Source organism: Pseudomonas shirazensis (assembly GCF_050496565.1).
Taxonomy (GTDB): domain Bacteria; phylum Pseudomonadota; class Gammaproteobacteria; order Pseudomonadales; family Pseudomonadaceae; genus Aquipseudomonas; species Aquipseudomonas shirazensis_A.
In genome coordinates this window covers 51,821-71,100 of sequence record NZ_JBNWAE010000006.1, presented here as the reverse complement: position 1 = coordinate 71,100, position 19,280 = coordinate 51,821, and the positions used below count along the sequence as shown (strand labels likewise).

16 protein-coding genes are annotated in these 19,280 nt (G+C 63.2%); 5 read left to right on the top strand and 11 right to left on the bottom strand.

The window, feature by feature from the left end:
* Window positions 1–1,002 carry a cytochrome d ubiquinol oxidase subunit II gene (gene cydB / locus ACQZ2L_RS10700; protein WP_430326017.1) on the top strand — a complete coding sequence of 334 codons (1,002 nt, stop codon included), beginning with the start codon at window positions 1–3 and terminating at the stop codon, window positions 1,000–1,002.
* Between the two features lie 134 nt (window positions 1,003–1,136).
* Window positions 1,137–1,778 (top strand): LysE family translocator, encoded by a 642-nt coding sequence (locus ACQZ2L_RS10695; RefSeq protein ID WP_430326016.1) that lies wholly within the window; start codon window positions 1,137–1,139, stop codon window positions 1,776–1,778.
* 10 nt (window positions 1,779–1,788) lie between these two features.
* On the opposite strand, the gene nhaB is transcribed toward ACQZ2L_RS10695, so the two are convergent.
* Entirely contained in the window at window positions 1,789–3,291 is a 1,503-nt protein-coding gene (nhaB, locus tag ACQZ2L_RS10690) for a sodium/proton antiporter NhaB (protein WP_430326015.1), read from the bottom strand.
* Between the two features lie 150 nt (window positions 3,292–3,441).
* Between nhaB and ACQZ2L_RS10685 the strand changes: the two genes are divergently transcribed.
* Together ACQZ2L_RS10685 and nudC are read left to right on the top strand one after the other, a co-directional pair.
* Complete coding sequence (locus ACQZ2L_RS10685; RefSeq protein ID WP_430326014.1) at window positions 3,442–4,254, top strand: crotonase/enoyl-CoA hydratase family protein; 813 nt, start codon at window positions 3,442–3,444, stop codon at window positions 4,252–4,254.
* A 35-nt stretch (window positions 4,255–4,289) separates the two neighbouring features.
* Complete coding sequence (gene nudC / locus ACQZ2L_RS10680) at window positions 4,290–5,120, top strand: NAD(+) diphosphatase (RefSeq protein WP_430326013.1); 831 nt, start codon at window positions 4,290–4,292, stop codon at window positions 5,118–5,120.
* Here nudC and ACQZ2L_RS10675 read toward each other — a convergent pair.
* The 10 genes from ACQZ2L_RS10675 to ACQZ2L_RS10630 all read right to left on the bottom strand — a co-directional run bounded on the left by ACQZ2L_RS10675 (window position 5,088) and on the right by ACQZ2L_RS10630 (window position 17,534).
* The gene (locus ACQZ2L_RS10675; protein WP_430326012.1) at window positions 5,088–5,867 is read right to left on the bottom strand and encodes a TSUP family transporter; all 780 of its coding nucleotides are present in this window, start codon (window positions 5,865–5,867) and stop codon (window positions 5,088–5,090) included. The genes nudC and ACQZ2L_RS10675 overlap by 33 nt on opposite strands.
* Window positions 5,868–5,973: 106 nt before the next feature.
* Window positions 5,974–7,314 carry a glutamine synthetase family protein gene (locus tag ACQZ2L_RS10670; protein ID WP_430326011.1) on the bottom strand — a complete coding sequence of 447 codons (1,341 nt, stop codon included), beginning with the start codon at window positions 7,312–7,314 and terminating at the stop codon, window positions 5,974–5,976.
* A gap of 94 nt (window positions 7,315–7,408) precedes the next feature.
* The gene (locus ACQZ2L_RS10665) at window positions 7,409–9,376 is read right to left on the bottom strand and encodes a DNA topoisomerase III (RefSeq protein WP_430326010.1); all 1,968 of its coding nucleotides are present in this window, start codon (window positions 9,374–9,376) and stop codon (window positions 7,409–7,411) included.
* A 174-nt stretch (window positions 9,377–9,550) separates the two neighbouring features.
* Window positions 9,551–9,985: a GNAT family N-acetyltransferase gene (locus ACQZ2L_RS10660; RefSeq protein ID WP_430326009.1), complete on the bottom strand. Its 435-nt coding sequence runs from the start codon at window positions 9,983–9,985 to the stop codon at window positions 9,551–9,553.
* On the bottom strand, window positions 9,978–11,144 hold the full coding sequence (locus tag ACQZ2L_RS10655; RefSeq protein ID WP_103437884.1) for a cupin domain-containing protein: 1,167 nt from the start codon (window positions 11,142–11,144) through the stop codon (window positions 9,978–9,980). The genes ACQZ2L_RS10660 and ACQZ2L_RS10655 overlap by 8 nt, the downstream gene beginning before the upstream one ends.
* A gap of 81 nt (window positions 11,145–11,225) precedes the next feature.
* On the bottom strand, window positions 11,226–12,596 hold the full coding sequence (purB, locus tag ACQZ2L_RS10650; protein WP_430326008.1) for an adenylosuccinate lyase: 1,371 nt from the start codon (window positions 12,594–12,596) through the stop codon (window positions 11,226–11,228).
* Between the two features lie 258 nt (window positions 12,597–12,854).
* Window positions 12,855–13,481, bottom strand: coding sequence for a high frequency lysogenization protein HflD (hflD, locus tag ACQZ2L_RS10645; protein ID WP_430326007.1), 627 nt, complete (start codon window positions 13,479–13,481; stop codon window positions 12,855–12,857).
* Window positions 13,478–14,602, bottom strand: a complete 1,125-nt coding sequence (mnmA, locus tag ACQZ2L_RS10640) for a tRNA 2-thiouridine(34) synthase MnmA (RefSeq protein ID WP_430326006.1) — start codon at window positions 14,600–14,602, stop codon at window positions 13,478–13,480. The genes hflD and mnmA overlap by 4 nt, the downstream gene beginning before the upstream one ends.
* 56 nt (window positions 14,603–14,658) lie before the next feature.
* Window positions 14,659–15,099 (bottom strand): NUDIX hydrolase, encoded by a 441-nt coding sequence (locus ACQZ2L_RS10635; RefSeq protein ID WP_430326005.1) that lies wholly within the window; start codon window positions 15,097–15,099, stop codon window positions 14,659–14,661.
* 209 nt (window positions 15,100–15,308) lie between these two features.
* Entirely contained in the window at window positions 15,309–17,534 is a 2,226-nt protein-coding gene (locus tag ACQZ2L_RS10630) for an NADP-dependent isocitrate dehydrogenase (protein WP_430326004.1), read from the bottom strand.
* 427 nt (window positions 17,535–17,961) lie between these two features.
* Here ACQZ2L_RS10630 and icd point away from each other — a divergent pair, with 427 nt between their 5' ends.
* Window positions 17,962–19,218 carry an NADP-dependent isocitrate dehydrogenase gene (icd, locus tag ACQZ2L_RS10625; protein ID WP_430326003.1) on the top strand — a complete coding sequence of 419 codons (1,257 nt, stop codon included), beginning with the start codon at window positions 17,962–17,964 and terminating at the stop codon, window positions 19,216–19,218.
* Window positions 19,219–19,280: the final 62 nt, after the last annotated feature.

Genomic DNA, 19,280 nt, shown 5'->3' with positions numbered 1-19,280 from the left:
ATGTTCGGCGTGGATGCTTTGACCTTGCTCAGTGCTGGAGCACTGGCCTTCGCGCTGCTGACCTATGTGATGCTCGACGGCACCGATCTGGGTGTGGGCATGCTGATGGGCATCAATCGGCGACCTGAGCAGCGCCAGGTCATGGTGTTGTCGATTCTGCCGATCTGGGATGCCAACGAAACCTGGCTGGTACTCGGCGGGGGCGGTTTGCTGGCGCTGTTTCCGCTGGCCTACGCGATTTTGCTGCCGGCGCTGTATGTGCCGTTCTTGCTGATGTTCATGGCGCTGCTGGTGCGTGCGGTGGGAATCGAGTTTCGCGAGCATCTACCGCGCAAGGGCATGGCCGATGCGCTGTTGCTGGGCGGCTCGCTGCTGGCCACGCTGTGCCAGGGAGTTGCGCTGGGCACCTTGCTGCAGGGCGTGCCGCACAAGGCCGGGCAGTACAGCGGTGATGGTTGGGAGTGGCTGGGCAGCTTCCCTTTGTTGTGTGGCCTGGCGTTGGTCGCCGGTTATCTGTGGCTGGGCGCTTGCTGGCTGTACTGGCGCAGCGAGGGCGATCTGCACCAGCGCAGCCGGCGCCAGGCTCGCTATCTGTCGCTGTTGGCATTGAGCCTGCTGGCAGCAGTGCTGGTCTGCACCCTGGACATGGATCAGCGCTACTGGCAGCGCTTGTCCGAACCGTGGATCGCAGGGCCGGCGCTGGTGAGCATGACGCTGCTGCTGCTCGGCTATCACCTGGCCTGGCGCAGCCGGTGGCATTGGCTGCCGCTGGTGATGGCACTGGGCGTGGTGGCGGTTGCATTTGGGTTGATGCTGCTGGCGCTGTTTCCGCTGATCATCCCGCCAGACCTGAGCCTGTCCGAGGCGGCTTCTTCACCCATCAGCCAGACGTTCATGCTGGTTGGCTTCGCCATCATTGCGCCGATCACCCTGGCTTACAATACGCTCGGCTTCAGGGTGTTCGCCGGCAAGATTCGCGTGCAAGACGCTAGGTCCGGATGAATCTGCGATGGCTCTGTATGGCGTGATTCAGGGGCATCTGTAACTTATGCCGGGTGAGCGAGTGCTTTAGCATCGGAACCTCTAATGCACAGCAAAACGCTGCAGCATCTCACTTTCTCATCGGGTTACACGCCATGGACAGCCACTCGCTACTTGCCTACACCCTGGTCGCCGCGATCGCCATTGCCAGCCCCGGGCCGGCTTCGTTGATGGCGATCAACAACAGTATTCAGTACGGCGCACGTTCGGCGATCTGGTCATCGTTGGGCAATGTCAGCGGGCTGTTTTGCCTGTCGGCTGCGGCGATGCTCGGCTTGGGCGCGCTGCTGGCCAGCTCGGAAGTGCTGTTCAACGCGGTGAAGATTCTCGGTGCCGCCTACCTGTTCTATCTCGGCGGCAAGCAGCTGCTGAAGAAGAATCCGATGCTGGCAGAGGCGGGCGCGGCACCGGTAAAGGTGCTCAGGCCGACGCGGCTGAAGCTGTACAAGTCGGCGTTTCTGACCGCAGCCACCAACCCCAAGGCGACCATGTTTTTCACCGCCTTGTTTCCGCAGTTCATCGATCAGGGCGCGGCATTGCTGCCGCAGTTCTTGATCCTGACCGCGATCTTCATGGCGCTGTCGCTGCTGTCGCTGGCGGTCTACGCCAGCCTCGCAGCACGGGCCAAAGGCGTGCTGACCCGGCCGCAGTTCGCCCGCTGGGTCAGCCGGGTGGTGGGCACTACCTTCATCGGCTTTGGCGCTGCGATCCTGGCCATGCGCCGGCAGAGCGCCTGAGCACTGCCGGTTACAGCCAGTAGGTCACCGCATACCAGCCCAGGCCGCCCATGACCACGGTATAGGGCAGCGCCATCCACACCATGCGCCCGTACGACAGGCGCACCAGCGGCGCGATTGCAGAGGTCAGCAGGAACAGAAACGCTGCCTGGCCGTTGGGTGTGGCCACGCTGGGCAGGTTGGTACCGGTATTGATCGCTACCGCCAGGGTCTCGAAGTGCTCGCGGCTCATGCGCCCGTCGATGAACGCCTGCTTCACTTCGGTGATGTAGATGGTGGCAACGAACACGTTATCGCTGATTGCCGAGAGCAAGCCGTTGGCCAGATAGAGCATGCCCGGCTGTTGCTCGGGCGGCAGGGCCAACACTGCTGCGATCAACGGGCTGAACAGCTGCTGCTGGTGGATCACCGCCACCACCGCAAAAAACACCACCAGCAGCGCGGTGAATGGCATGGCGTCCTGGAAGGCACGGCCCAGGCGGTGCTCATCGGTGATGCCGGTGAAGGCTGTGATCAGCACGATCACCATCAGGCCGATCAAGCCGACTTCGGCAATGTGCAGGCCCAGGCAGACAATCAACAGCAGCGCCGCCAGCCCTTGCACCCACAGTGCCAGGCGCTGGGCCGGCGTACGTGCGGCATCGTCCTCGGCCGCGTGGGCGGCCAGCACCTGGCGCACGCGCGTCGGCATCAGGCTGCCGTAGCCGAACAGGCGCAGCTTTTCCAGCGCGACACAGGTCAGCAGACCGGCACCGAGTACCGGCAGCGACACCGGCGCGACCTTGAAGAAGAAGTCAGCGAAGTGCCAGCCCAGCTCATGCCCGATCAGCAGGTTCTGCGGCTCGCCGACCAGCGTGCAGACGCCGCCCAACGCGGTGCCGACGGCGCCGTGCATGAGCAGGCTACGCAGAAAGGTGCGGAACTGGTCGAGGTCTTCGCGGTGCAGTTGGGCGACCTGCTGGTCGCTGCCAAGCTCTGAGTCTTCACGCGGATTGGCCCCTGAAGCGACCCGGTGATAGACCGCATAAAAACCCACCGCCGCACTGATGATCACGGCCGTCACCGTCAGTGCATCGAGAAACGCCGAGAGGAACGCCGACAGTACGCAGAACAGCAGCGCCAGCACGGTTTTGCTGTGTACCCCGAGCAGGATCTTCGAGAACAGGAACAGCAGCAGCTCCTTCATGAAGTGAATGCCGGCGACCATGAACATCAGCAGCAGAATCACCGGGAAGTTGTGCAGCAGTTCGTCGTACAGCGCCTGGGCGGTGGTCAGCTTGAGCAGCAACGCCTCGATCAGCAGCAGTCCGCCTGGCATCAGCGGGTAGCACTTGAGTGCCATGCCTAAGGTGAAGATGAACTGGATCACCAGCAGCCAGCCCGTCGCTACCGGGCCCAGAGTGGCCAGCACCAGCGGGTTGAGCAGCAGGAACAGGCAGATGACCGCCTTGTACCAGCGCGGCGCCTGGCCAAGAAACGAATGGGCGAGGGTGCCCGGCAGGGAGCGTTCCATGAATTTGTATCCTTATGATTCTGCAGTCGCGCACGGTGCCGCAAAGCACGCTCACTGCGCAAGGGCAGCAGTCCCGCTTTTGGCACAAGTACCGCCATGAGGGTGCGCTATAGTCCGGCGCAGACCCCCTGTGCCACCGGAGTGCCGCCGATGACCGACTACACCGCGTTTACAGTCGAACTGAGCGACAACATCGCTCACGTACAGATCAACCGCCCGGACAAGATCAACGCGATGAACGCGGCGTTCTGGCAGGAAATCATCGAGATATTCCAGTGGATCGATGACACCGATGCGGTCCGCGCAGTGGTCATCAGCGGCGCCGGCAAACACTTCTCGTCAGGTATCGACTTGATGATGCTGACCTCGCTGGCCAACCAGCTGGGCAAGGACGTCGGCCGCAATGCGCGCCTGCTGCGCAAGACCATCCTCAACATGCAGGCGTCGTTCACCGCCGTCGACAACTGCCGCAAACCCGTGCTGGCAGCGATCCAGGGTTACTGCCTGGGCGGCGCCATCGACCTGATCTCGGCCTGCGACATGCGCTACTGCAGCAGCGACGCGCAGTTCTCGATCAAGGAAATCGACATGGGCATGGCCGCCGACGTCGGCACCCTGCAGCGCCTGCCGCGGATCATTGGTGATGGTGTGATGCGCGAAATGGCCTACACCGGGCGCCATGTCGAGGCGGACGAGGCGCGCCAGATCGGCCTGGTCAACCGGGTTTACCCCGATCACGCGGCGCTGCTCGACGGAGTCTTTGCCATTGCCCGTGAAATTGCGGGAAAATCCCCCATTGCCGTGGCCGGCAGCAAGCAGATGCTCAATTACATGCGCGAGCACAGTATCGCCGATGGCCTTGAGTACATTGCGACCTGGAACGCCGCCATGCTGCAGTCCGAAGACTTGCGGGTCGCCGTTGCGGCTCACATGAGCAAACAGAAACCGACGTTCGCCGACTGACCGAGGCGGTGGACGCGCTTGAAGGAAAGCCCACCATGTCAGCACGCTGGACTAGCGCAGTACTCGATCCCAATGTCGCCGGAGGGCTGGCCGTGGCCCGCGGCCCGGACGGGTTTCTGCTGGACGATAACGGCGTGTTGTTCTCGCGCGAATGGCTCAAGCGCCAGGACCTGGACATCCTCTGCGAGCACGGCATCGGTCACTTCGACGGTGAGCCGGTGTTCCTCCTGGAGCTGCGCAGCGCCGCCGAGGTTAGCGGTTGCGGCTGGCGCGGCCTGCGCCAGTTCATGCTCGAAGGCGACTTCGATATCTACAAGCTGCTGGGCTACGCGGCGCAGATCGGCACCTGGGCGCGTGAGCATCGCTTTTGCGGCAGCTGCGGCCAGGCCATGACCCAGATCCACTGGGAGCGGGCCATGCACTGCGCCAGCTGCGACCTGCGCAGCTACCCGCGCATCTCGCCCAGCATGATCGTGCTGGTCACCCGCGGCGATGAGATTCTGCTGGCGCGCTCACCGCGCTTTGTCACTGGGGTGTACAGCACCCTGGCCGGTTTTGCCGAGCCGGGCGAGTCGGCCGAGGACTGCCTGGTGCGTGAAGTGCGTGAAGAGGTGGCGGTAGAGGTGAAGAACATCCAGTACGTCGGCAGCCAGTGCTGGCCGTTCCCGCACTCGATGATGCTCGGTTTTCACGCCGAGTACGCTGGCGGCGAGATCGTCATGCAGCCGGACGAGATCGAGGACGCGCAGTGGTTCAACGTGCATGCACTGCCGCCACTGCCGGCCGGGCGTTCGATTGCCCGGCACTTGATCGATCTGTATGTAGCCCGCCGCTTAGGCCTGGCCGAACCAGTGCTGCCAGGCTAGGCGCACAGTCAGCGCGAGGACCACGGTGATGAATACCGGGCGGATGAACTTGCTGCCGCCGCTGATTGCCGTGCGTGCACCAAAGAACGCCCCGACCATCACCGCCAGACCCATGGCCAGGCCCACGATATAGTCGACCTGGCCGGAGGCGATGAACACCGTCAGCGCCGCCGCGTTGCTGACGAAGTTCATGCTCCGCGCCACACCACTGGCGCGGACCAGATCGATCGGATACAGCAGCAGCGTGCTCACCGTCCAGAACGCGCCGGTGCCCGGCCCGGCGACGCCGTCGTAGAGGCCTAGGGTAAAGCCCTGAGGCAACTGCCACGTCTTCTTGATCGGCGCATCGGCGTCCAGCGGTGCCTTGGGCGTGCCGCCGAACAACAGGTAGATGCCGCAGGCAAACACCACCACCGGGAGCATCTTGTTCAGCCATTCCGCCGGCAGGTAATGGGCGATCACCGCGCCGAGCAGGGCACCTACCAGCGTGCCGAACAGGGCTGGGCGCCACTGCGCCGGGTGGAACAGCTTGCGTCGGTAGTAGGTGAAGCCGGCGGTTGCCGAGCCGAAGGTCGAGCTGAGTTTGTTGGTGCCCAGCACCAGATGCGGCGGCATGCCCGCGGTCAACAGCGCAGGGGTAGTCAACAGACCACCGCCGCCTGCAATGGCGTCGATAAAGCCGGCAACAAAGGCAACCAGAGTCAGGATCAGCAGCGTCAGCGGTTCAACGGAGAGTTCGAAAGGCATGAGGATTCAGGCTTAGCGGCAGTGCGCGGCAAAAGGCCGCGCCAAAGGCTGCCATGGTAAACGCCACCGCCGAGTGTGGCCAGTATCGAGGCGGTTTTGCCGCCCGCTACAGGAACCAGTGATATTCGCGCGCGCTGACCTCATCCATGAAGGCCAGGTGGTCCTGGCGCTTGTTTTCGCAGTACACCTTCACAAACTCCTCACCGAGCCCGGCACTGACCGCAGGATGCGCTTGCATCGCGGCCACCGCGCTAAGCATGTCCTTGGGAAAGTCGATGCCGCTGGCGCGATCATCATTGAGCGGGGCAATCGGTTCTTGCCGGGCCGCCAGGCCTTGCTCCATGCCGCAGAGTATTGCCGCCAGCACCAGGTACGGATTGGCGTCGGCGCCGGCCAGGCGGTGCTCGATGCGCAGGTTGCGTGAGTCGGACTCGGGAATGCGAATGCACGCGTCGCGGTCTTCAAAGCCCCAGCTGGCGCGGCTGGCGGCGTTGACCATGGCGCCATAGCGGCGAAACGCATTGTGGTTGCCGGCAAAGATCGGCATGCACTGCGGCAGCAGTTCCAGGCACCCGGCCACCGCGTGGCGCAACGGCCGCTGCTGGTCGGCGGCGAGCACATTGTTGCCGCTGCTGTCGTACAGGCTCACATGCACGTGCATGCCACTGCCGGGCGCCTGCAGGTAGGGCTTGCTCATGAAGCTGGCGCGCAGGCCGTGCTTGCGCGCCACACCGCGGCTGCTGCGGCAGAACAGGGCGGCCCAGTCGGCGGCGCGCAGGCCGTCGTCACAGTGGCCGAAGTTGATCTCGAACTGGCCCGGGCCGAGTTCAGCAGTGATGACGTTGGCATCGACGCCTTGGGCATTGGCGGTTTCGACCATGTCGTGCAGCACTTCGGAGAAGCGCGACAGGCGTTCGATATGCAGGTTGGGCTGGTCATCGCGATCGCCACTGAGCGGGTCGCGGGGAAACTGCGGCAGGCCGTCCTGCAGCGCGCGGTCGAACAGGTAGAACTCCAGCTCGAACGCCACCACCGGGCGAATGCCTCGGGCCTGCAGGCGTTGCAGCACCCGGGCGAGCACCTCGCGCGGCTCGAACTCGATGGGCGCGTCGGTGCCGTCGGAGCTGATCAGCATCTGCCCGAGTGGCTGGTTTTCCCAGCTGACCGGCTTGAGCGTACCGGGGATCAGCCGGCGCAGTGCATCCGGGTCGCCATCGTTGAAGCAGTAATCGCCAATCGGGAACAAGCCACCCTGGGCGCCGAGCAGCACGCAGTTCTGCGGCAGCTTCAACGGGCTGCCGGCGGCGAGCTTTTCGAGCATGTCGATGGGGTAGCGTTTACCGTAGAAATGCCCGGGGATGTCCAGGCTGATCAGGTCGACGTAGCGCACTTCGGGGTGTTGGCTGCGAAACGCGCGGACTTCATCCAGCAGGGTAGTGGGGGTCATTGCGAGCTCTAGACGGCGCTGTGATTCAGCCTGAAAAATCTAGCAGCTGGCGCGATTTTCGCCAGCCACGGGGCTGCGCAGCAACTCCAGCGGGTCAGGTCGCGGCCTTGCGTCTGGCTACCCGCGGCTTGGCCGTCTTGGCTTTGCCGTCGGCCGCTTTGGCCTTGGTGCCCGCGCGGCGCTTCTTGCTCCAGGGCGCCTTATTGCCACCGGCGGGCACCAGCGGGCCGTTGATGGTCATGCGCATGCCGCTGCAGCGCTCGACCAGCTTGCCCATCCAGGCCGATTGGCGGGCAACGAATTCCTCGAGGGTCATTTCGCCGCTTTGAACCATGTCCAGGGCCTGCTCCCAGATCGCCGTGGTGCCCGGGTCGGCAATTGCCCGAGGCACGGCGTCAATCAGGCTGAACGCGGCCGGGGTGGCGGCCAGGGCCTTGCCGTTCTTGACCAGATAACCGCGGTCGAGCAGGCCCTGGATGATGCTGGCGCGGGTGGCCTCGGTGCCGATGCCGGTGGTTTCCTTGAGCTTTTGCTTGAGCTTGGGGTCGTCCACCAGCTTGGCGACGTTTTTCATCGCCTTGATCAGGTCGCCTTCGGTGAAGGGCTTGGGCGGCTGGGTCCACAGGTCCTTGAGCTGGACATTGCGCACTGCGCAGGCCTGGCCTTGCTGCAAAGCTGGCAGCACCTGCGCCGGCGGCGCTTCACGGCCTTTGGCCGGGGTCAGCGCCTCTGGCAGCGCGCGGCGCCAGCCGGCTTCGACGATCTGCTTGCCGACGGCGCGCAGAGCGTGGCCGGCGCAGTCGAAATCAGCCTGGGTGCGGTCGTATTCATGGTTGGGCAGAAACTGCGCCAGGTAACGCGCGCGGATCAGGGTGTAAACGGCCTTGTATTTCGGCGGCAGGCGCGCCGGGTCGCTGGCGGCAGCGGTGGGGATGATGCCGTGGTGGGCGCTGACCTTGGCGTCGTTCCAGGCGCGCGAGCGGCGTTGTGCCTGCAGGTGCGCTTGCAGCGGCGCCAGGCTGGCATCGGCGCGCTGCAATGCAGCGAGAATGGCCGACGCCTCGGCATGCTGGCTCATTGGCAGAAAGCCGCAGTCGCTGCGCGGGTAGGTGATCAGTTTGTGGGTTTCGTACAGCGCCTGGGCGATGTCGAGGGTTTCCTGAGCGCCGTAGCCGAACTTCTTCGAGCAGATTTCCTGCAGGGTGCCCAGGTCGAACGGCAGCGGTGCGGCTTCGCGCATGCGCTCGGTGACCAGCTTGCTGACCTGCGCACTGCCAGCCGTAGCCATATCGGCGGCGGCTTGCTGGGCCAGGCTCTGGTTGAGGCAACGGGCCTGGTCATCGCAGGCATCTTCAGGTGCTCGCCACTGGGCGTTGAACAGGCTGCCGGCATGCTCCAGCTGCACGTCGATGGCCCAGAACGGCACCGGTACAAAGTCGGCGATGCTGCGGTCGCGGTCTACCACCAGGCGCAGGGTCGGGGTTTGTACGCGGCCGACTGGCAACACGCCTTGATAACCGGATTGACGCCCGAGCAGGGTGAACAGCCGGCTCATGTTCATGCCGATCAGCCAGTCGGCACGCGAACGACCCAGGGCTGAATGGTACAGGCTGAAGGTCTCGCTGCCGGGCAGCAGCTTGGCCAGCGCCTTGCGAATCGAGGCATCGTCCAGCGCCGACAGCCACAGACGCTGGATCGGGCCGCGGTACCGGCAGTGCTCGACCAGCTCACGGGCGATCATCTCGCCTTCGCGGTCGGCGTCGGTGGCGATGACCAGTTCGCGCGCTTCGCCCAGCAGACGTTTGACTGCCTTGAACTGGCTGGCGGTTTTCGGCTTTACCAGCATCTTCCACTGGCCCGGGATGATCGGCAGGTCGTCCAGGCTCCAGCGCTTGTAGCGGGCGTCGTAGCTGTCGGGCGGGGCGGTTTCAAGCAGGTGGCCGATGCACCAGGTCACACAGACGTCAGTGCCTTGAAAGCAGCCGTCGCCGCGGCGGGTGGCGCCGAGCACTTTGGCGATATCTTTGGCCTGGGAGGGTTTTTCGCAGAGAAACAGGCGCATGGCCGAGAACGCTTCATGGGCAGACGATGAGCGTCAGGATGGACAAAGACGCGCCGTCAGGCAAGTTTTATCTGTATGTATATACAGCTTGCTGGTGAGGCAATGTTGCAGAGCACACAGCGGGCCATTGCAGCCCGCTGCGAAACAGGGCCGGTTAACCGGCCCTGATGTTGCTCAGACGAGGTCGCAGGACTCGCGCACCATCTCCACATGGGGGATGCCGGCCTCGAGGAACTCCTCGCTGACCACCTTGAAGCCCAGCCGCTCGTAGAACGGCGTGGCATGCACCTGGGCGCTCAAGGTCTGTTGCTTGAGGTCGCGGGCCTGGGCTTCGGCGATCACCGCATGCATCAGCGCGTCGCCCACCTTCAGCCCGCGCCAGTCCTTGAGCACCGAGATGCGGCCGATGGTGCCGTCGGCCAGCAGGCGCGCGGTGCCGATCGGGTAGTCACCCTCAAGAGCCAGGAAATGCACGGCCTGGGGGTCTTCGGCGTCAAATTCCAGCTCAGGCGGGATGTGCTGCTCGGCAACGAACACCGCATCGCGGATGCGGCGGATGTCACTGTTGTCCTTGATCCAATCGGCAAGCCGAACGCTGATTCTATTCATTGGCAAAACCCAGACTTCCTTGTTCGACCAGCTGGCAGACCAGGGTCAGACCTTCTTCATCCTTGAGCCACTGGCCCAGGTTTTCGATGTGCAGCGCATCGGCGGCGCAGATCATTTTCAGCAAATCGCGCAGGTGCCCCGAGAGCAGACGGCTCTGGCCGCTGGCGAACAGCAGCAGGTTGTCATCGACTTCCGACCAGGCCAGACGCGCGCTTGGGTTACGGATAAGAATAGCGCCTTGCTCCAGACTGTCGATCAGCTCTTCTTCCTTGAGCGGCTCGCCGGCGACCTGCTCAGGGTAGCGTGGCTCGGTCATGAACTGGCCGAACCAGGTCAGCAGCAGGCGCTCGTCACCCATGTGCTCGGCCAGCAGCGCCTTGAGGCGATCGAGGGCGTCGTGCTGGATCTGGTGCGGGTCGCTGACTGGCTGGGCGTCGGCGTCGCTGTAACGCTCTTCGTCCGGCAGGAACTGGCTGAGGAAGTCGGTGAAGTGGGTCAGCACTTCAGCGGCGCTTGGCGCACGGAAGCCGACCGAGTAGGTCAGGCAGTTGTCTTCGGCAACGCCGAAGTGGGCCAGGCGTGGCGGCAGGTAGAGCATGTCACCCGGCTCCAGGCGCCACTCGTCGGTCTGCTCGAAGTCAGCCAGGATGCGCAGGTCGGCGTGCTCGAGCAGCTTGCTGTCGCTGTCGCACATCTGGCCGACTTTCCAGTTGCGGGTGCCGTGGCCCTGCAGCAGGAACACGTCGTAGTTGTCGAAATGCGGGCCAACGCTGCCGCCAGGTGCGGCATAGCTGATCATCACATCGTCGATGCGCCAGCTTGGCAGGAAGCGGAAGCTTTCCAGCAGTTCGGCCACTTCCGGCACGAACTGATCGACCGCTTGCACCAGCAGGGTCCAGTCGCGCTCTGGCAGGGTGGCGAAGTCGTCCTCGGTGAACGGGCCGCGACGCAGCTCCCACGGGCGTTCGCCGTGTTCAAGGACCAGGCGCGATTCGACTTCCTCTTCCAGGGCCAGGCCAGCCAGCTCGTCAGGGTCGATCGGGCTTTCGAAGTCGGTGAACGCCTGGCGCACCAGCAATGGCTTCTTCTGCCAGTAGTCGCGCAGGAATTCGCGAGCAGTCAAACCGCCAAGCAGCTGAAGTGGAGTATCAGAATTCATGTTCAACCTATTGAAAAAACGTAATTTTCGTCCGGGAATAAAAACGCCCGGCTAGGCCGGGCGTCAGACGCAGGCGTGATCTTAGATGCGTTTGGCCTGCGCGACTGCGTTACCTATGTAGGTCGCAGGAGTCAGCTGCTTGAGCTCGGCCTTGGCATCGGCTGGCATGTCCAGGCCATCGATGAAGGTCAGCAGCGCCTCAGGGGTGATGCCTTTGCCACGGGTCAGCTCTTTGAGCTTCTCGTAGGGGTTTTCGATGTTGAAGCGGCGCATGACGGTCTGGATCGGTTCGGCGAGCACTTCCCAGCAGGCGTCCAGGTCGGCAGCGATGCGCTGAGTGTTGACTTCCAGCTTGCTGATGCCCTTCAGGCTGGCTTCGTAGGCGATCACGCTGTGAGCGAAGCCCACACCCAGGTTGCGCAGCACGGTGGAGTCGGTCAGGTCACGCTGCCAGCGCGAAACAGGCAATTTGCTGGCCAGGTGCTGGAACAGGGCGTTGGCGATGCCGAGGTTGCCTTCGGAGTTTTCGAAGTCGATCGGGTTGACCTTGTGTGGCATGGTCGACGAGCCGATTTCACCGGCAACGGTGCGCTGCTTGAAGTAGCCCAGCGAGATGTAGCCCCAGACGTCGCGGTCGAAGTCGATCAGGATGGTGTTGAAGCGGGCGATCGCGTCGAACAGCTCGGCAATGTAGTCGTGCGGTTCGATCTGGGTGGTGTACGGGTTGAACTGCAGGCCCAGCTCGTCTTCGATGAAGGCGCGGGCGTTTTCTTCCCAGTCGATCTGCGGGTAGGCCGACAGGTGCGCATTGTAGTTACCGACGGCGCCGTTGACCTTGCCCATCAGCGGCACGGCAGCGACTTGCGCGATTTGGCGCTCGAGGCGGTAGACGACGTTGGCCATCTCTTTGCCGAGGGTGGTCGGCGAGGCTGGCTGGCCGTGGGTGCGCGACAGCATCGGCACGTCGGCATGCTGGTGCGCGAGCGCGCGGATCGCTTCGGCGATCTGGCGCATCAGCGGCAGCAGCACGTCATCACGGCCGGCGCGCAGCATCAGTGCGTGGGACAGGTTGTTGATGTCCTCGCTGGTGCAGGCGAAGTGGATGAACTCGCTGACGTTGGCCAGCTCAGGCAGTTGTGCAGCCTGCTCCTTGAGCAGGTACTCGATGGCCTTGACGTCGTGGTTGGTGGTGCGTTCGATTTCCTTGACGCGCTCGGCGTGGGCCAGCTGGAAATCGCTGGCAAGGGTATCGAGAACGGCGTTGGCCTCGGCCGAGAATGCCGGCACTTCACCGATTTGCGGGTGAGCGGCCAGGCGTTGCAGCCAGCGCACTTCGACCAGGGCGCGGAAACGGATCAGGCCGTATTCGCTGAAAATAGGGCGCAAGGCCTGGGTTTTGCCGGCGTAGCGGCCGTCTACAGGGGAAACCGCAGTGAGCGAGGAAAGCTGCATGGGGTGTTCTCGGACAGTCAGGCTTTTGGAGGGCGCATATCATACATGAAAAATGCGCCGAGGTCGGGTGGCTGACCAAAGGTCGAGCCGTTTCAATGCTTGGCGCGGTCCGTGTAGGAGCGGCCTTGTGTCGCGAAAGGGCTGCGTAGCGGCCCCAAGATTTGCGCGGCACCCTAGAATTGCCGGGCACGCTACGCGCGCCTTTCGCGACACAAGGCCGCTCCTACATGGACCGCGCAAGGCGGGGATGCGCGGTGTTCAGGGGGTGGTACGCATCATGCCGTACAGCTCGTTGAGCAATTTGCGTCGGCTGAATACTAGCTGCCAGCGGTGCCCGCCCAGTTGACGCCACAAGCGTGCGGCGCGGATCCCGGCCAGCAGCAGGGCACGGATCTTCGAGGCGTTGCTGGCTTGCTGCAGGAAGCGCATGTCGCCATGCACCTGAATGCGCTGGCGCAAGGTGCTCAGGGTGTCCTGATACAAGGCGCCACTGGAAGCGATGACGTTCTCGTGGGTCAGACCGAAGTGATCGGCCTGGCCCTGGATCTGCGGCAGACGGTTGCCGATGGTTTCCAGCAGGTCGCCCCGCTTGGCCAGCTGGCGCTCGAGGCCGAGCATCGACAGGGCATAGCGCAGCGGCTCGCGCTGCAGGCTGCTGGGCTCGCGCTCGAGTGCGCCGACCAGGGCGCGGTAACCGTCGCGCAGGTTCAGGTCATCGCCACCGAACACCTCAAGGGTGTCCTTGGGGTCCATCACCAGCAGGCTGCCAAGCATGCAGCCGAGTTCGGCGTCATTGGACTGGCCGGTGCGTGCCAGCTTGTCGACCAGCACCGCAGCCTGAAACACGCCGCCAAGGGCAATCAACTGCTCGTGCAGGTTGCTCATGGGCGCGGGCTCCACGGCTCGGCAGTCTCGATCACGCCGCCGCCTAGGCACACCTCGCCGTCGTAGAACACCACCGACTGGCCGGGGGTGACCGCACGTTGCGGCTCGTCGAACACGGCGCGGTAGCCGCTTTCGGTGCGTTCCAGGGTGCAACCCTGGTCGCCCTGGCGATAGCGCACCTTGGCCGTGAGGCGGCGCGGGGTGGTGAGGTCGATCGGGTTGACCCAGAAGATGTCCGAGGCGAGCAGGGCGCGGGAGAACAACCATGGGTGCTCGTTGCCCTGGCCGACCACCAGCACGTTGCGGGCGAGGTCTTTGACCAGCACGTACCACGGGTCGTCACCAGCGTCCTTGAGGCCGCCGATGCCCAGCCCCTGGCGCTGGCCGATGGTGTGGTACATCAGGCCGTGGTGCCGGCCGATGACTTCACCTTCGGTGGTTTCGATGTTGCCCGGCTGGGCTGGCAGGTACTGCTTGAGGAAGTCGCTGAAGCGCCGCTCGCCAATGAAGCAGATGCCGGTGGAGTCCTTTTTCTTGGCAGTGGCCAGGCCGTGTTTCTCGGCGATGGAGCGCACTTCGGGTTTTTCCAGCTCGCCGACCGGGAACAGGGTGCGGGCGATTTCCTTGCCGCCGACGGCATGCAGGAAGTAGCTCTGGTCCTTGTTCGGGTCCAGGCCCTTGAGCAGCTCGGTCAGCTCGCCGGTATCGCGGCGGCGTACATAGTGGCCGGTGGCGATCAGGTCGGCACCGAGCGACAGCGCGTAGTCGAGGAAGGCCTTGAACTTGATCTCGCGGTTGCAGAGGATGTCCGGGTTTGGCGTGCGCCCAGCCTTGTACTCTTCAAGGAAGTGCTCGAACACGTTGTCCCAGTACTCGGCGGCAAAGTTGGCCGTGTGCAGCTTGATGCCAATGCGGTCGCACACGGCCTGGGCGTCGGCCAGGTCTTCGCGGGCGGTGCAGTATTCGGTGCCGTCGTCCTCTTCCCAGTTTTTCATGAACAGACCTTCCACCTGGTAGCCCTGCTCAATCAGCAGAAGGGCGGAGACGGAAGAGTCGACGCCGCCGGACATGCCGACGATGACGCGGGTCTTGGCGGGGTCTTTGAGTGCTGGGCTGGTCATGGTTACCGATGTGTATCAGGGAAAAAGGTCGATTCTATCAGGCCCGCTCGCGCGCGTCAGTCGCGCAGCAGGGCGAGGCTGTGCAGCGGGCCTGCCAGGTAGTCGTCGATGCAGCGCGGTACCAGCTCGCTGCGCCAGCGTTGTGGCTCGGCCAGCAGCTCGGCGCGGGTCATCCACAGGGCGCGGGTTATGTCGCTGTCGAGGGCGCGTTGCGGGTGATGTTGGACGGGGCGGGCGGCGAAGCAGATGCGTTGGTAGGTGACGCCGTTGCTGGGGGCGGTGTACAGGTAGATGCCGATTACGCCGGTCAGCTCGACATCCCAGGCGGTTTCTTCGAGAGTTTCGCGCAAGGCGGCCTGTTGCAGGGTTTCGTTCGGTTCGAGGTGGCCGGCCGGTTGGTTGAAGACGTGCTGGCCGGCTTTGAATTCCTCGACGAAGAGGAAGCGGCCCTGGTCTTCGACCACGGTGGCTACGGTGATGTGGGGGTGCCAGGTCATTTGTGGTGTCCTTTCGAATTTGGGGTCGCTTTGCGACCCTTTCGCGACACAAGGCCGCTCCTACAGGGGACCGCGTACGACCTCTCTGTAGGAGCGGCCTTGTGTCGCGATTGGGCTGCGCAGCAGCCCCAGTGGGCCTTGATGACAAACCCTGAAAAGCACAAACCCCGGTGCGTGGCCGGGGTTTGTGGGGTTACTTCAAGCGAGCCTTACAGCGCAGCAATCGCGTTGTTGAGGGTCTGGCTTGGGCGCATCACCTTGGCGGTCAGCTCGGCATCCGGGGCGTAGTAGCCACCGATGTCGACTGGCTTGCCCTGTACCGCGTTGAGTTCGGCGACGATGGTCGCTTCGTTCTCGGTCAGGGTCTTGGCCAGCGGGGCAAAGCGTGCTTGCAGCGCAGCGTCGTCGCTCTGTGCAGCCAGAGCCTGAGCCCAGTACAGGGTCAGGTAGAAGTGGCTACCGCGGTTGTCGATACCGCCAACCTTGCGCGAAGGCGACTTGTTGTTGTCGAGGAACTTGCCGGTAGCCTGGTCCAGGGTGTTGGCCAGAACCTTGGCACGTGGGTTGGCGTAGGTGTCGCCCAGGTGCTCGAGCGAGGCCGCCAGTGCGAGGAACTCACCCAGCGAATCCCAACGCAGGAAGTTCTCTTCAACCAGCTGCTGCACGTGCTTGGGTGCCGAACCGCCAGCGCCGGTTTCGAACAGACCACCGCCGTTCATCAGCGGCACGATCGACAGCATCTTGGCGCTGGTGCCCAGCTCCATGATCGGGAACAGGTCGGTCAGGTAGTCGCGCAGAACGTTGCCGGTCACCGAGATGGTGTCCTTGCCTTCGCGGATACGGGCCAGGGAGAACTTGATCGCCTCGACCGGTGGCAGGACGCGGATGTCCAGGCCAGTGGTGTCGTGGTCTTTCAGGTACTTCTGGACTTTCTCGATCATCACGCCGTCGTGAGCGCGTTCCGGGTCGAGCCAGAACACCGCTGGGGTACCGCTCAGGCGGGCACGGTTGACGGCCAGCTTGACCCAGTCCTGGATCGGCGCGTCTTTGGTCTGGCACATACGGAAGATGTCGCCAGCTTCGACGTTCTGTTGCAGAACCACGTTGCCTTTGCCATCAACGACGCGCACGACGCCATCGGTCTTGATTTCGAAGGTCTTGTCGTGGGAGCCGTACTCTTCGGCTTTCTGCGCCATCAGGCCAACGTTCGGTACGCTGCCCATGGTGGTCGGATCGAAGGCGCCGTTGACTTTGCAGTCTTCGATGGCAGCCTGGTAGATACCGGCGTAGCAGCGGTCCGGGATCACGGCCTTGGCGTCTTGCAGCTCGCCGGCGGTGTTCCACATCTTGCCCGAGTCACGGATCATGGCCGGCATCGAGGCGTCGACGATAACGTCGCTCGGCACGTGCAGGTTGGTGATGCCTTTGTCGGAGTTGACCATCGCCAGGGCTGGACGCACGGCGTACAGGGCCTGGATGTCGGCTTCGATCTGCGCTTGCTGGTCAGCTGGCAGGTCCTTGATGCGGGCGTACAGGTCGCCGATGCCGTTGTTGGCATTGAAGCCGATTTCGGCCAGCGCTGCAGCGTGCTTGGTCAGCACTTCGCCGTAGAACTCTTCGACGATGACGCCGAACATGATCGGGTCGGAAACCTTCATCATGGTTGCTTTCAAGTGCACCGAAAGCAGTACGCCGCTGGCCTTGGCATCGGCGATCTGCTCGGCGATGAAGGCTTTCAGGGCTTTGCGGCTCATGGTCGCGCAGTCAACCACTTCAGCGGCTTTGACAGCGGTTTTTTCCTTCAGAACGGTAGTTGCGCCGTTCTTGTCCAGCAGTTCGATGCGCAGGCTGTCGTCAGCTTCGATCAGTGCGGCTTTTTCGCTGCCGTAGAAGTCGCCCTGGCTCATGTGGGCCACGTGCGATTTCGAGTCGGAAGCCCAGGCGCCCATCTTGTGCGGGTGCTTGCGTGCGTAGTTCTTGACCGACAGCGGCGCGCGGCGGTCGGAGTTGCCTTCGCGCAGTACCGGGTTCACGGCGCTGCCCTTGATGCGGTCGTAGCGCGCGCGGGATTCTTTTTCGGCAGCGCTGACAGGCTCGTCAGCGTAGTCAGGGATGGCGTAACCCTTGGCTTGCAGTTCCTTGATCGCAGCCTTGAGCTGAGGCACCGAGGCCGAGATGTTCGGCAGCTTGATGATGTTGGCTTCAGGGGTGGTGGCCAGTTGGCCCAGCTCCGCCAGATGATCGCTTACCTGCTTGTCTGCGCCGAGTTGCTCCGGGAATGCCGCAAGGATACGGCCAGCCAGGGAGATGTCGCGAGTTTCGACGGCGATGTCAGCCGAGGCGGTGAACGCTTCGACGATCGGCAGCAGCGAATAGGTGGCGAGGGCAGGGGCTTCGTCGGTGAAGGTATAGATGATCTTAGAGCGGGTGGGCATGCGGGTTAACTCTCTGTTTTGCTGAGCGTACTCGAGTCTCGGGCTGCGCTGGGTAGGCGCATCGCCCACGGCGCGCCATGGGCAAAAGGTCGAGAGGCTGCGAGCGGTGATGGTGGATGCATCAGTCGAGCGTCAAGCGGCTGGGATGCGGTAACAGCCCAGACTTTGTGGCCTTCGAGGGCCGGGGGCAAGCCGCGATTTCCGGGGATTCGCCCCCATGACCTTACGGTCAGGGCCGGAGTATACCAAACCCTTTGGGCTAATCAGCAAGGCCAAGTGGTATCAGCGCATTTATAAGACCAAAGACTAAGCCGCAATGTGGTGCATTGCCGCAGGTGCAGAGCGGGCCTTGCAGGTCGGCAGATGTGGTTTAGGCTGATTGGATCGCATGATGTCCACCCACACCCGACTCCGGAGTAGTGCAAGCATGGGATACCAGAAAATCAAGGTGCCGACCGACGGCGTCAGGATCACCGTCAATGCCGACCATTCGCTCAATGTGCCCGACAACCCGATCATTCCTTATATCGAAGGCGATGGAATCGGGGTCGACGTCTCCCCGGTGATGATCAAGGTGGTCGATGCCGCGGTGCAAAAGGCCTACGCCGGCAAGCGCAAGATCGCCTGGATGGAGGTCTATGCCGGTGAAAAAGCTACCCAGGTATATGACCAGGACACCTGGCTGCCGCAAGAGACCCTCGACGCAGTCAAGGAATACGTGGTGTCGATCAAAGGCCCGCTGACCACGCCGGTCGGCGGCGGCATCCGCTCGTTGAACGTGGCCCTGCGCCAACAGCTTGACCTATATGTATGTCTGCGCCCGGTGGTGTGGTTCGAGGGCGTGCCGAGTCCGGTGAAAAAGCCGGGAGACGTCGACATGGTGATCTTCCGGGAAAACTCCGAAGACATTTATGCAGGCATCGAGTGGAAGGCCGGCTCGCCCGAAGCAATCAAGGTGATCAAGTTTCTCAAGGAAGAAATGGGCGTCACCAAGATCCGCTTCGACCAGAACTGTGGCATTGGCGTCAAGCCGGTCTCCAGGGAGGGCACCAAGCGCCTGGTGCGCAAGGCCTTGCAGTATGTTGTCGACAATGACCGCGAGTCGCTGACCCTGGTGCACAAGGGCAATATCATGAAATTCACCGAGGGCGCGTTCAAGGACTGGGGCTACGAGGTGGCCAAGGAAGAATTCGCCGCCGAGTTGCTCGACGGCGGGCCGTGGATGCAGTTCACCAACCCCAAGAGCGGCAAGAAGGTGGTGGTCAAGGATGCGATTGCCGATGCCATGCTGCAGCAGATCTTGCTGCGCCCGGCAGAGTACGACGTGATTGCCACGCTCAACCTCAACGGCGACTACCTGTCCGATGCGCTTGCGGCAGAGGTCGGTGGCATTGGTATTGCGCCTGGGGCGAATCTGTCGGACACCGTGGCAATGTTCGAGGCGACGCACGGTACTGCGCCCAAATATGCCGGGCAGGACAAGGTCAATCCGGGGTCGGTGATCCTCTCAGCCGAAATGATGCTGCGGCACATGGGCTGGATCGAGGCTGCCGACCTGATCATCAAAGGGACCAACGGCGCAATTGCGGCGAAAACCGTTACCTATGATTTCGAGCGCCTGATGGACGGCGCTACGCTGGTGGGTAGCTCAGGCTTTGGCGATGAGATGATCAAACACATGTAGACACGAAAAACCGATCGCCTGTTAAACAGGCGATCGGTCTGTTCGTATTCACAGCAGCAGAG

Bases quoted from the DNA above. Each gene is read 5' to 3' on its own strand.
- ACQZ2L_RS10675 (WP_430326012.1), bottom strand. From the start codon at position 5,867: ATGCCTTTCGAACTCTCCGTTGAACCGCTGACGCTGCTGATCCTGACT.
- ACQZ2L_RS10655 (WP_103437884.1), bottom strand. From the start codon at position 11,144: ATGAATTCTGATACTCCACTTCAGCTGCTTGGCGGTTTGACTGCTCGC.
- nudC (WP_430326013.1), top strand. From the start codon at position 4,290: ATGTCAGCACGCTGGACTAGCGCAGTACTCGATCCCAATGTCGCCGGA.
- purB (WP_430326008.1), bottom strand. From the start codon at position 12,596: ATGCAGCTTTCCTCGCTCACTGCGGTTTCCCCTGTAGACGGCCGCTAC.
- ACQZ2L_RS10695 (WP_430326016.1), top strand. From the start codon at position 1,137: ATGGACAGCCACTCGCTACTTGCCTACACCCTGGTCGCCGCGATCGCC.
- ACQZ2L_RS10665 (WP_430326010.1), bottom strand. From the start codon at position 9,376: ATGCGCCTGTTTCTCTGCGAAAAACCCTCCCAGGCCAAAGATATCGCC.
- mnmA (WP_430326006.1), bottom strand. From the start codon at position 14,602: ATGACCAGCCCAGCACTCAAAGACCCCGCCAAGACCCGCGTCATCGTC.
- ACQZ2L_RS10685 (WP_430326014.1), top strand. From the start codon at position 3,442: ATGACCGACTACACCGCGTTTACAGTCGAACTGAGCGACAACATCGCT.
- hflD (WP_430326007.1), bottom strand. From the start codon at position 13,481: ATGAGCAACCTGCACGAGCAGTTGATTGCCCTTGGCGGCGTGTTTCAG.
- cydB (WP_430326017.1), top strand. From the start codon at position 1: ATGTTCGGCGTGGATGCTTTGACCTTGCTCAGTGCTGGAGCACTGGCC.
- ACQZ2L_RS10630 (WP_430326004.1), bottom strand. From the start codon at position 17,534: ATGCCCACCCGCTCTAAGATCATCTATACCTTCACCGACGAAGCCCCT.
- ACQZ2L_RS10635 (WP_430326005.1), bottom strand. From the start codon at position 15,099: ATGACCTGGCACCCCCACATCACCGTAGCCACCGTGGTCGAAGACCAG.
- ACQZ2L_RS10670 (WP_430326011.1), bottom strand. From the start codon at position 7,314: ATGACCCCCACTACCCTGCTGGATGAAGTCCGCGCGTTTCGCAGCCAA.
- ACQZ2L_RS10660 (WP_430326009.1), bottom strand. From the start codon at position 9,985: ATGAATAGAATCAGCGTTCGGCTTGCCGATTGGATCAAGGACAACAGT.
- icd (WP_430326003.1), top strand. From the start codon at position 17,962: ATGGGATACCAGAAAATCAAGGTGCCGACCGACGGCGTCAGGATCACC.
- nhaB (WP_430326015.1), bottom strand. From the start codon at position 3,291: ATGGAACGCTCCCTGCCGGGCACCCTCGCCCATTCGTTTCTTGGCCAG.